The 12,249-nt window shown below is 44.8% G+C and carries 9 protein-coding genes; 3 read left to right on the top strand and 6 right to left on the bottom strand.

Annotated features, from left to right (window positions below):
• Nucleotides 1–27 precede the first annotated feature (27 nt).
• Complete coding sequence (locus AB4161_RS06565; protein WP_017059225.1) at nucleotides 28–2,610, top strand: GGDEF and EAL domain-containing protein; 2,583 nt, start codon at nucleotides 28–30, stop codon at nucleotides 2,608–2,610.
• 83 nt (nucleotides 2,611–2,693) lie between these two features.
• On the opposite strand, the gene hemN is transcribed toward AB4161_RS06565, so the two are convergent.
• From hemN to AB4161_RS06540, 5 genes are all read right to left on the bottom strand, one after another.
• Nucleotides 2,694–4,085: an oxygen-independent coproporphyrinogen III oxidase gene (gene hemN / locus AB4161_RS06560; protein WP_372083050.1), complete on the bottom strand. Its 1,392-nt coding sequence runs from the start codon at nucleotides 4,083–4,085 to the stop codon at nucleotides 2,694–2,696.
• A gap of 284 nt (nucleotides 4,086–4,369) precedes the next feature.
• A complete protein-coding gene (locus AB4161_RS06555) occupies nucleotides 4,370–4,858 on the bottom strand; it encodes a DUF2489 domain-containing protein (protein WP_372083049.1) in 489 nt (162 codons plus the stop codon).
• Between the two features lie 6 nt (nucleotides 4,859–4,864).
• Nucleotides 4,865–5,422, bottom strand: coding sequence for a Der GTPase-activating protein YihI (gene yihI / locus AB4161_RS06550; RefSeq protein WP_017060163.1), 558 nt, complete (start codon nucleotides 5,420–5,422; stop codon nucleotides 4,865–4,867).
• Nucleotides 5,422–6,060, bottom strand: a complete 639-nt coding sequence (locus AB4161_RS06545; RefSeq protein WP_010433503.1) for a class I SAM-dependent methyltransferase — start codon at nucleotides 6,058–6,060, stop codon at nucleotides 5,422–5,424. The genes yihI and AB4161_RS06545 overlap by 1 nt, the downstream gene beginning before the upstream one ends.
• Nucleotides 6,061–6,617: 557 nt before the next feature.
• Nucleotides 6,618–7,235, bottom strand: a complete 618-nt coding sequence (locus AB4161_RS06540) for a cytochrome c (protein ID WP_012602993.1) — start codon at nucleotides 7,233–7,235, stop codon at nucleotides 6,618–6,620.
• Nucleotides 7,236–7,383: 148 nt separating this feature from the next.
• On the opposite strand from AB4161_RS06540, the gene yihA reads away from it, so the two are divergent.
• Complete coding sequence (gene yihA / locus AB4161_RS06535; protein WP_017060162.1) at nucleotides 7,384–8,043, top strand: ribosome biogenesis GTP-binding protein YihA/YsxC; 660 nt, start codon at nucleotides 7,384–7,386, stop codon at nucleotides 8,041–8,043.
• Between the two features lie 218 nt (nucleotides 8,044–8,261).
• On the top strand, nucleotides 8,262–8,867 hold the full coding sequence (locus AB4161_RS06530; protein ID WP_102428481.1) for a GTP-binding protein: 606 nt from the start codon (nucleotides 8,262–8,264) through the stop codon (nucleotides 8,865–8,867).
• Between the two features lie 506 nt (nucleotides 8,868–9,373).
• Here AB4161_RS06530 and polA read toward each other — a convergent pair.
• On the bottom strand, nucleotides 9,374–12,172 hold the full coding sequence (gene polA, locus AB4161_RS06525; RefSeq protein WP_372083048.1) for a DNA polymerase I: 2,799 nt from the start codon (nucleotides 12,170–12,172) through the stop codon (nucleotides 9,374–9,376).
• Nucleotides 12,173–12,249 lie beyond the last annotated feature (77 nt).

The following is a 12,249-nucleotide window of genomic DNA, read 5'->3' as shown; positions in this document are numbered from 1 at the left end:
CACTATTCACCAAAGTTGTAGCTAAAGATGTCTTTGAAAACACAAATTACTTTGAGAACCGCAGTGGTTCTGCCATTCGTGATGATTTTTCTGTTCACTATGGGTGTAATGGTTTTCACTCAAAAGCTAAGCTACAAAGAGATGGTGAGTGATGTTAGTGCACGCCAGCTGACGTCACTGACTGACAATGTTCATCAAAGCCTGTCTAATTTTTTAGAAAAGCCATTTCACGCCAACCTCTCGCTCAGCCATAACATCGGCTACCACCATCTTTATCAAGCAGGCAATCTTAGTAAGGTCCAAGACTATATTTTTTATACGTTTTCAGACCATTACACTGCTGTACCTCAACTCGATGCGATCGGCTTTGGTTCTGAAGATGGTAACTACGTCGGTTTCCGCAAAGAAGCCAACAAAGGCTACACCTTGATGGTGCAAGACGAACGCACCAATGATCAGCTGGTCATTTACCGTGGCAGCAAAATTAGTGAAGACATTCGATCGGTGATTTCAGGTTACGATCCTAGAATCCGTCCTTGGTACACACCCATTGCGACACAGAAAAAACCGTTATGGTCACCAATTTATGCCAATGCTGACGAACGTCAAGAAATCACCTTATCTGCTCTAGCGCCTATCTATGATGATAATGAATTCAAAGCCGTCGTAGTCAGCGACATCAAAATCAATACCTTCAATGCGTTTCTCAGAAAGCTCAAAGATAGAACGGATGCCTCTGTTTACATCATCGATAAGCAGCAACGCTTGGTCGCGCACTCAGGCGGAGGCAGTGTCGTTTCATGGGGCACAGGACAAACCAACAAAGGGCAACGCAAACTAGCAACAGAGAGTGCTAATCCAGTCATACGTGAGAGTGCTAGCTACGTAGAGCAATTCCACCTAATCGAGAATTTGGGCGAGCAGCGCTTTAGTTTTAGCCTAGACAACGAACGCTACTTCAACCAAATCACCCCATACGAAGATGAGCACGGGCTCACGTGGTTTATTGGGGTGTCGATCCCTGAAAGCAATCTGCTCGGTGAATTGCCAGAAAATCAAAGAAACAGTTGGTTGCTTGGGCTAGCACTGAGCTGCATTGGGGTCATTGCAGGATTAATTGCCTTTAATCGCGCAACCCAACCCATCACCTCGACAGCGGATGCGGCAAAACGCCTTGCTAAGGGCGATTGGGACGCGAGCATGCCAAAAACAGGGCATATATATGAAACCAGCATGTTGGTCGAGTCATTCAATGAAATGACCAACAACTTAAAGGCTTCGTTTCATGCATTACAGTCTCAACTTACCTATGACTCATTAACCAAGCTATACAGCCGTGAAGGCTTTATTGACGCTGCCAAGAAACACCCCGACAACGAAAAAGGCACACTGTATTTGATTGGTATTGATCGCTTCCGAGACATCAATGACAGCCTAGGTCATTACAATGGCGACCAGCTACTTATCATTGCGGCCGCTCGTTTAAGAGGCACACTGCCATCCGAATACCTACTAGCTCGCACTGGTGGTGATGAGTTTGCCATCTACGCGCCAAACGTAACGCAAAGCGATGATGTTCAGCTGCTGACTAACCGCTTACTTCAAACCTTCGCTTCCCCATTTTCAATGGAATCGGAAAGCGTGGTGATTAAGGTATCGATGGGGATAGTGAATGTCTCGAATCTTCACGACATTACACTCCTGCTACGCAGCAGCAGCATTGCATTGAGCAATGCGAAACAAGACAAAACCAGTGTCTGTATTTATAGCCTTGAAATGGGCAAAGCATCGAGACATCGCACCAAGATGTTAGCGCGGATGAACCGAGCGATTGAGCTTCAACAGTTCGAACCGTTTTATCAGCCTATTATTGATCTGGAATCTGGCTCGACCATAGGAGCAGAAGCTTTAGCTCGCTGGATAACGGATGAAGGGGTGATCTCGCCACTCGAGTTCATTCCTCTCGCGGAAGAGAGCGGGCTCATTGACGATATCGGAAAACAAATTCTACATAAGTCGTGTCGAGATACAGCCATCGCGATTGAGTCAGGAAAATGGAGCAAGGACTTCTCGATTCACGTCAACCTGTCGGTCGTTCAGCTAAGCGAAAGTGGCTTTGTGGAACAAGTAAAAGGCACGTTGCGAGACACAAATCTGCCAGCAAGCAACCTGACACTAGAGATCACCGAATCACGCATCGTCGACAACGACCCGACCATCATCGATAACATGCTGACTCTAAAAGCACTAGGGATATCAATTGCGATTGATGACTTTGGTACCGGCTATTCGTCACTGGCTTATTTACACAAACTGCCATTTGATTGCTTAAAGATCGATCGCAGCTTTGTCAGCAAACTTGATAAAGAGAACCTAGATAGCTCCATCGTCGCGGCCATCGTTAACATCACTAAGGGCTTCAAAGTAAGCTTGGTGGCAGAGGGCGTTGAAACACAGCAACAGGCTGAACTTCTCAAGCAGCTGCAGTGCCCGCTTGCTCAAGGCTTCTTATACAGTCGCCCAGTTCCGTTTGACCAATGGCCTACCGACCTCATCAACTCCAAGCAAAGTGCCAAGGTCAAACAAAATACCACTGAGAGTCTCACCTAAACCAGGCAGAAATCGAATGAGTCAGATACAAAAATGCCAGCATGATGCTGGCATTTTTTATTGTTCTATTCTCTATCGAGCGATTAGATAACGCGAGAGAATTGCTGTTGGCGAGCCTTGGCACGTAGGTATTTATCAAAACACATACAGATGTTACGGATCAGCAAGCGGCCACGCAAAGTCACGCGGATTTCTTTATCATCGACTTCAACCAACTCATCGTTGATAAAAGTTTGTAGAAGCTCTAAATCTTCTTTGAAGTAGCGATTAAAGTTAACCGAGAACTCAGATTCGATCATTGTTTTATCAAGCTTGAAGTTACAAATCAGCTGCTTGATCACTTCACGACGTAGAAGGTCGTCACTGTCTAGAGCAACACCTTTCCAAAGTGCATGACGCAGGTCATTCACCTGAGCGTAGTACTTCTTCAGCTCTTTCTGATTTTGTGCGTAAGCATCACCAACCATAGAAATCGCAGAAACACCGAAACCAATTAAGTCAGCTTCACCTTGGGTGGTGTAGCCTTGGAAGTTACGATGCAGAATACCTTCACGTTGTGCTACGGCTAGCTCATCTTCAGGTAGTGCGAAGTGATCCATACCAATGAACTGGTAACCCGCTCCCGTTAGCGTCTCGATGGTATCTTGCAAGATAGCCATTTTCTCTTTCGCTTCAGGTAGATCTTCGTCTTTAATCTTACGCTGCGCCGCAAACAGCTGAGGCATGTGTGCGTAGTTAAATACCGATAAACGGCCCGGCTTCATTTCTAACACTTGCTTCAATGTTTCAGCGAACAAAGCTTGAGTCTGCTTTGGTAGGCCGTAGATCAAATCAAGGTTGGTTGAACGGAAGCCTAGCTCTTTCGCACGTTTAACCATCGCAATGATGAACTCTTCATCTTGCTCACGGTTAACCAGTTTCTGCACTTCTTTATTGAAGTCTTGCACACCAATGCTCAGGCGGTTGAAGCCTTCGTTACGCAGGTGGTCAAGTACGTCTAGCTCAATCTCACGCGGGTCAACTTCAATACTGATTTCAGCGTCAGCAGTGAAATTAAATTCCTCACGCAGAATCATCATCAAGCGAGTAATTTGTGTTTTGGTCAAGAACGTTGGCGTACCACCACCGAAGTGCAATTGCGTCACTTCACGGCCATTCAACAAAGAGGCGCGCTGGCGGATTTCATGTTCAATCACATCAAGGTACTCATCCGCTTTATGCGAGTGACGAGTAATGACTTTATTACAACCACAGTAGTAACAAAGCTTATGACAGAACGGGATATGCACGTAAAGAGAGAGTGGACGCTCAGGGTACTGAGTACACGCCATGTCGTAATCAGCGACGGTAAACGCTTCATGAAACTCCAACGCTGTTGGATATGAAGTGTAACGAGGTCCCGAATAGTTGTACTTGTTTAAGATCTCTTGATCCCAAACGATTTGCTGATTCGTTGTTACTGGCTTGCTCGACATAGCGGTAATTCCAATTTAGATCCGCGAGAACCTAAGGTCTCTCAAATCATTTTACATACATTAAAATATAGACGGGTTATTTTGCCACACGACCAGTAAGGTCGTTCCAAGACAAAATCAATTTTTCAGACAAAAACTCAGAACTGCTAGCTTGATCACTAACAAAGCGTCGGGATTAACGAGACGCAAAAGGTAAGAAGGCTCATTTAACACTATCTATAAAGATAAGGTGTCTCAAGAACACCCTGTATTAAACAAGCCTCTATTTTAAATAGTCTTAGCGACTAGATCATCTGAATGTTGATTTGGTTGTTGAGAGGTTTAACCTTCTCTTGCAACCTTTTCAGATCTTCAATGACCGCATCATTCAAGCGAGTCTCTGCCTTATGGCGCGTGAGATTCTGCTGCATGCGCTCTTTCTTCGTCAGTTCCTGTCTTGCCTCTCCGCGAGCCATATCTTTTACGATATGGTACAGCCCAGAAAGAGCAGGATACTCAGAATCAAAATCGACACGCTCATCACCCTGAACATTATCCATAATGATACACACTCGGATACTGATCTCAGGTAAGTCACATTGCCCTTGAATGCCCGCTAAGCACAAAGTATTTACGTTTTCGTAAATCGTCGCGTTGCGTTTTTCAATGGCTAGTGCTTGATGCTGCTTTTGCAACTCCGTCTGCTTCTTCACTTGAAGTAGAAGGTAACCTGCGTAAGAGCCCAAGCCGAGAATGATAATTCCACCAGCAATTGCTAATAAGGTTACGTTCACTGGCTATTAACCTTTAAAGCTGTCTAAATCGAAATCTTCGAATTGAGATAACAAGTCTTCGTCAGAGCTCGCTTTCTTCTTAGAGGCAACCGGTGCTTCTTCGAAGATCTCTTCTTCATCGTCTTCTGGCTCTAGTAGACCTAAGCGTCCCATTAGGTGTTCGATACGATCAAGTTTCTCATCAACAAACTTCTGTAGACCAGCACCTAGGTTTTCACCATTTTCGATACGATCTAGGAGTGTGTTCAGTTGAGCGTCATTCTCAAGCATCTCTAACTCTTGTTCGTTAGATAGCTTGCGCTCTTGTTTAGTCGGCTTCTTCGCTGGTTCAACGATCAGCGGAATTTTTTTCTTGCTGCCTAAACGTGGATCACGAGCTTGTGCAGCTTTACGCTGTTTTGCTTCGCTACCATCTGAGTGACGGCTGCCAGACTTAAGGCCTTTACGCTTTTTAACACGCTTACGTTCACGACCTTCAACATCAGATTCACTACGGTTACGAGTAACCATAGGCTCCGGAGCGCCAAGTGCTCCCGGCTTTCTTGATTTCTTACTACGACCCATTACTGCACTTTCCTCAGTAAAATTACATCATTTCCAAAAAATTCTAGTTCGAGCTTATCCCGCTCTGCCAAAAACTGGAATGTTTGACGACTAAAGAAGACGACATGTGTCGGGTCATTCTTGTAGTGCCAACCAGCAAACGCGTCTACGTCTATTACTAGTTTAGTCATAAGACCAATCCAGCCCTTGGGTTTAACTAAATTCAACCATTGCTGCCACACTTTGTCTGGGTGATAAAGATGCTCTATCACCTCCGTGGCAGTCATAAAGTCATACGTTTTTTCCAACACAGAGGGTTCTGGGTGGTAATAGATATCGTACAACTCCATGGTGTGTCCGGCTTCTTCTAACATAATAGATAGCGTAGGGCCTGGGCCACAACCAAAATCCAACCCGTGTGAGTTAGATGAAATTTTGTCTGTTAGTGGATCCGCGATGCGAGATAAAAAGCGGCGATAGCCTGCATCACTAGGATCGTTCTCATGGAGATCATAGTGTGCTTTTTCTTCTTTTGCTTCTAACCTTTGTTCAGGTTTAACAAATACCAGTTCACATTGCTGACACTGCAGATAGGCTCTGCGTTTGTCTTCAAAATAGTGATTCACGCCTTGGTGATGGCATAAGGGACAAGTATACATAGCACATCCTTAAACAGGGATGCGAAACATACCAGAAACTGAGTTTATAGTGGAGAGGTATTGGGTGTTTTTTCATCAAATCAATAAAAAAAGCGATAGGAAAACCTATCGCTCTCTAAATCTGCCTATATCGGCCAAAATTTGCATACTCAACTTGGTACACAAATCTCCATTTGTTATTGGTGCTTTCCATGCCAAATTTGTTTGTTGTTCATCGTCCTGATGAGTTTTGGCTATCCTTTTCTAACACCTTGTTGCTGGGCTGTCCTAGCCTGATCCATTTCTGTCTATACCGTTAGACTAGATGATCATCCATATCTAAGTCAGCTCCTAGCTGATGGCGGTTACTTTACCGTGTTACAAAAAGACTACAAGAGTGCGACTTCACACTTTTGTACACAAATCGATCACACATTGATAAATCAGACATAAACACAAAACGCATTAATAAAACCAATACAAAAGAAAACGCCCCGACCATTACTGATCGGGGCGTCTCTTCAATCTCGCTCGAACGTACATTCCTTTACTCTGGCTAAGAGCAAGAAACCGACAAATTAGTGTAAACCACCAACGTACTTCGATAAGGTATCAATATCTGCGTCTGTTAACTTTTTAGCTACATCACGCATCATCGCATTCATGTCGTTATTACGGTCACCATCGCGGAATTTCTCAAGTTGAGCCTTGATGTAATCTGCGTGCTGGCCAGAAATTTTAGGGAAACCAGAAAGTTCAGTACCGTTACCACGAGGACCGTGACAAGCAATACACGCCGTTACGCCACGTTCTGCGTTACCAGCGGTGTAAAGAACTTTACCTTCATCCACAACATTTTCAGGAGTTGAGTTACTAGAGATAGGTAAAGAGGCGTAGTATGCCGCTAGGTCAGCCATATCTTCTTCAGATAAAGGCATCGCCATTGCACCCATTACAGGTTCGTAACGACCTTGCTTACCACCACTTGTCATACCTAGCTTAAGCTCTTTTAACTGCTTCTCTAGATACTTCTCATGTTGACCAGCCAGCTTAGGGTACTGAGTGATCAGGCTGTTGCCGTCAGCACCGTGGCAGGCAACACATGTTTGTGATTTGGCTTTACCAGCTTCAATACTACCTTGAGCCCATACTGAGCAGCTGGCTAAAAGACTCAAAATTAGCGCTAATTTCTTCATGACATTCCATTATAATTATCAAGCTTCCAGTACCACTCTATGTTGCCACTCATGGTACAATAGGCGACCTTATGCCGAGCACGGTTATTTTACACAAATTCACAAAAAAGTAATCAATCGACTACACAAAGTCGAGATGGAGTTAACAGTGAGCGTAAAAATTCATTATCAAAACACGCATTTCATTACCAGTGCACCTGATATTCGTCATTTACCAGAAGACGAAGGGATCGAAATTGCGTTTGCAGGACGCTCCAATGCTGGTAAATCTAGCGCGCTAAATCGCGTTACAAACCAAAAAAGCTTGGCGAAAACCAGTAAAACACCCGGTCGAACTCAGCTAATCAACCTATTTAAGGTAACGGACGGTTGTCATATCGTCGATTTACCTGGATATGGCTTTGCTCAAGTACCACTTGAGATGAAGAAAAAATGGCAGAAGTCGCTAGGTGAATACCTACAACGACGTGAAAGCCTGAAAGGTTTAGTGGTATTGATGGATATCCGTCACCCAATGAAAGACCTTGACCAACAAATGATCTACTGGGCTATCGATAGCCGCATCCCAGTACAGGTTTTGTTAACAAAAGCAGACAAACTGAAAAGTGGTGCGCGTAAAGCACAGCTACTGAAAATCCGTAACGATGCAAAATCTTTCGGTGGTGATGTTGCGGTTGATGTCTTCTCTTCAATGAAGGGCATCGGCGTTGACCAACTGCGTGCCAAGATGGATGAGTGGTTTGCGCCTGCGCTTGCTGATCAAATCATTGATGAGTTAGCAGACGAAGAGCACAACGACTCAGAGTAGTTCCTCTACTTATCGCTATAGGTTAGAGCACTTACAACACGTGATTTAGCCTTATCAATGCCCCTCCTTATATAGGTGGGGTATTTTTTTGCCCAAAAATGAGTGAGTTAAGCCTAAGTTTTTAGTGTTAAAAATCGGATTTAGCCACTAAAACCAATAGAAGTGAACCATACTAAAAGACACATCTAAATAATCAGAACAATGAGAAAGGAATACTCATGTGGAAAACACCATTGGCCATCATTGCACTTATGTTGGTCTCACTGACAGGGTTTGCCTCTGAAGCAGAACAAGAACAAGAACAAGCCCCACTGATCAATGTCGATATGACCTTAGACCTCGATGGCATGGAAAAGTACGCCCAAGACGCGAGTGAGTCTCTTGAGGTGATATCGCAATCTTTGCAAGCGATAGTCAACAACCCCAACCTAAGCGACGACCAGCAACAAGCCCTCAATCAAACCGTTGAAAGTATCAATAAGCTTGCGAGCTCCACCAAGACATCACTCAATCAACTGCCACAAGCCTTAGACCAATCTCGACTCGCCTTTAAACAAACCAGTCAAATGCTGTTGGATGACATTCAGACCAAGATCATCATTGCGCTGGCGGCCGTTATCGCCGTCATTATTATCGCTTTGACCGCTATCTATCTGCTTATCCTGAAACCCATGCAGCAAACCTTGGTAAAAGCGACCAACAATATCTCTTCGATGGCACAATCCATCCAGATCACCGCCGAAGCACTGAAATACAGCACCGAGAAACAACAGAAAATCATGGATTACATTGAGCATTCACCGACTCAATACACTGATAAATAAGGCGTGATCCATCAATCCTTTATCGATAACTTGTAAAATAAAAGTTATTTCAAGTGATAAAACAATCGACTTAGAGACGGATTTAAATTACCAAAAGCTGATCGAATTCCAGATCTAAGGCAAATCAGGGGCTTATCACTGTGCTTGAGAAAGTGTAATAAAGGCACTAAAAATGAGAGGTTTTACGGGGGAATGGTAGGTTGGAAATATTTTTCTTTCGCATAAGAAAAAACGCCCCAGTCAAATACTGACTGGGGCGGCTGAATCAGCCTAATCCAATAACGTGAAACAAAAGGTCTGAAAGATAGAACATCTTACCTCTGTACCCTACAAGATTTAATGTACAACAATTGCTCAGAAATGAAAACAATTTTTGTAGTTTTTTTTCATGAATGTTTTATTAAAACACCTAAATTCTTATTACGACTTAACTTTATTTGAGACAAAAAAAAGCCAGTGTTTGTGCACTGGCTCATACTAATTTGCTTATTAAGGTCAAAAACTGATTAGTGGGCTTGATCCCAGTTGTCACCGTGGCCAGCTTCCGCGACAAGCGGCACTTCTAGCTCTGCAGCGGATTCCATCAATTCTTGTACTTTACTTTCAATTTCGGCTAAAGATGACTCTTCCACTTCAAACACCAATTCATCGTGTACCTGCATAAGCAGTTTTACACGACCATCGCCTTCCGCTTGAATCCACTCATCCACCAACAACATCGCTTTCTTAATGATGTCCGCTGCTGTGCCTTGCATTGGCGCATTGATCGCCGCGCGTTCAGCAGCTTTACGACGCATGCCATTACGAGATTGAATCTCAGGAAGGTGCAGTCGACGACCGTAAATGGTTTCAACGAAGCCTTGCTCTGAAGCAGCACTGCGCGTGTCTTCCATATACTGCATTACGCCAGGGTAACGCTCGAAGTAAGTGTCCATGTAGTGCTGTGCTTCGCCACGAGGAATACCCAGTTGCTTAGCCAAGCCAAAGGCACTCATACCGTAGATAAGACCGAAGTTAACGGCTTTAGCACGACGACGTTGTTCAGTGGTCACACTCTCAATATCAACACCAATGATCTCAGCCGCAGTTGCTGCGTGGATATCTTTGCCTTGTTGGAATGCTTCCAGAAGCGCTTTATCACCCGAAAGGTGCGCCATGATACGCAATTCAATTTGAGAGTAATCGACCGCTAGAATCTTCCAACCATGTTGTGCAACGAATGCTTGGCGGATACGACGGCCTTCTTCATTACGAATTGGGATATTCTGCAGGTTTGGATCTGTTGAAGACAATCGACCCGTTGCTGTCACCGCTTGGTGATAAGACGTATGAACACGACCCGTTTCAGCGTTGATCATCTTCGGTAGTTTATCTGTGTAGGTCGACTTTAGTTTCGCAAGGCCACGATACTCAATGATCAGCTTAGGTAGCGGGTAATCAAGAGCCAACTCTTGCAGCACTTCTTCGTTGGTTGAAGGTGCACCTGATGGCGTTTTCTTGATAACAGGCAGACCCATTTTCTCAAACAGGATCGCTTGCAGCTGTTTTGGCGAGTTCATGTTGAACTCTTGCTCTGCAATCTCGTAAGCTTTCTGCTCTAGCTCATCAAGACGAACCGCAATCTCTTGCGATTGAGCGCCTAGCAGCATGTCGTCGATGAATACACCTGTGCGTTCAATACGAGACATCACTGGAATCAGTGGTACTTCGATCTCTTCATAAATCGCTTTTAGCTTTTCGTCTTGCTCGATGTTTTCCATTAAACGGTTATGAAGACGTAGCGTGACGTCCGCATCTTCTGCAGCGTATGGAGACGCTTCACCCAGCTCAATCTGGTTGAAAGTAAGCTGCTTCTTACCTTTACCTGCGATTTGCTCAAATGAGATGCAGCTGTGCTGTAGGAAACGCAGCGCTAGGCTGTCCATATCATGCTTGCCACCTACACTATTGAAAACGTAAGACGCCAACATGGTGTCGTGCTTGATGCCTTTCATCTCGATACCGTAGCGCGCGAGCACACTCATATCGTACTTCAGGTTCTGACCGACTTTCGCTTGTGCGTCATCTTCAAGAATCGGCTTAAGCTGTTCAAGTACCCAATCGCGATCCAGCTGCTGAGGTGCATCTAGGTAATCATGGGCAACCGGTACGTAAGCGGCAACGCCTTCTTCAGTCGCGAATGACAGGCCAACGAGGTTCGCCACCATGTAGTCCAAGCTATCCGTTTCAGTATCGAAAGCAAACACTTCAGCCGCTTTCAATTTTTCTAGCCAAGCATTGAATGACGCTTCATCGAGGATGGTTTCGTAGTTGCTGCGATCAATCGTCACGGCAGAGGTGTTCATTTCTACGGTAGAAGTGGTTGATGCCGTATTGCTGCGCACTGCGCCCGACTTTTCATCCGCCTCAACCACACCACTGCCACCTTCAAGTAGCTCGTTTAGCCAAGATTTGAAGACCAGTTGACCGTATAGCTTAATCAGCTCATCCGTGTTTGGTTGTGCTTTTACTAATGACTCAGGCGTCTCTTCAAGCTCAACATCCAGTTTGATTGTTGCAAGCTCGTAAGACATCTCAGCGTTCTCTTTATTATCAATCAGCTTCTTAGCCATGGTTTTTGAACCACGGAAGCCAAGAGCGGCAATATCATCCAGGTTTTGATACAGCTTTTCGATGCTACCAATGCCTTGCAGCAAAGCTGTCGCTGTCTTGTCACCGACACCCGGAACACCTGGGATGTTATCGACTTTATCGCCCATCAGCGCAAGGTAGTCGATGATCAGCTCTGGTGGAATGCCAAACTTCTCAATCACGCCTTCACGATCCATTACCACGTTGGTCATGGTATTGATCAGAGTAACGTTGTCATCGACAAGCTGCGCCATATCTTTATCGCCAGTACTAATAAGCACAGGCATACCCATCGCAGAAGCTTGAGAAGCAAGCGTACCGATCACGTCATCCGCTTCAACGCCGGGAATAGAGATAAGTGGCAAACCCATTGCACGAATCACATTGTGCAAAGGCTCAATCTGGCAACGAAGATCATCAGGCATAGGTGGGCGATTTGCCTTGTACTCTGGGTACATGTCATCACGGAACGTCTTTCCTTTCGCATCAAAAATTACCGCAATACGATCAGAAGCAAATTGACGCATCATGCTGCGCAGCATGTTAACTACACCGTAAACAGCGTTAGTTGGGATATCACCATTGCTCATTGTGCCAGGGTAAGCATGGAACGCGCGATATAGGTAAGAAGAGCCATCGATCAGAATCAATGGATTATCAGGAATACGAGCCATAATGTTTGTGTATCCAGTAAGTACAGAAATTATCTGTTAAGAATGCCACGTCTGTTGGTTGGATTCCACGTTGTCGA

Source organism: Vibrio sp. 10N.286.51.E5 (assembly GCF_041469125.1).
GTDB classification, from domain to species: domain Bacteria; phylum Pseudomonadota; class Gammaproteobacteria; order Enterobacterales; family Vibrionaceae; genus Vibrio; species Vibrio crassostreae_C.
This window is presented reverse-complemented; position numbering and strand designations above follow the sequence as displayed.

Bases quoted from the DNA above. Each gene is read 5' to 3' on its own strand.
- AB4161_RS06565 (WP_017059225.1), top strand. From the start codon at position 28: ATGTCTTTGAAAACACAAATTACTTTGAGAACCGCAGTGGTTCTGCCA.
- hemN (WP_372083050.1), bottom strand. From the start codon at position 4,085: ATGTCGAGCAAGCCAGTAACAACGAATCAGCAAATCGTTTGGGATCAA.
- yihI (WP_017060163.1), bottom strand. From the start codon at position 5,422: ATGGGTCGTAGTAAGAAATCAAGAAAGCCGGGAGCACTTGGCGCTCCG.
- AB4161_RS06545 (WP_010433503.1), bottom strand. From the start codon at position 6,060: ATGTATACTTGTCCCTTATGCCATCACCAAGGCGTGAATCACTATTTT.
- AB4161_RS06540 (WP_012602993.1), bottom strand. From the start codon at position 7,235: ATGAAGAAATTAGCGCTAATTTTGAGTCTTTTAGCCAGCTGCTCAGTA.
- AB4161_RS06530 (WP_102428481.1), top strand. From the start codon at position 8,262: ATGTGGAAAACACCATTGGCCATCATTGCACTTATGTTGGTCTCACTG.
- polA (WP_372083048.1), bottom strand. From the start codon at position 12,172: ATGGCTCGTATTCCTGATAATCCATTGATTCTGATCGATGGCTCTTCT.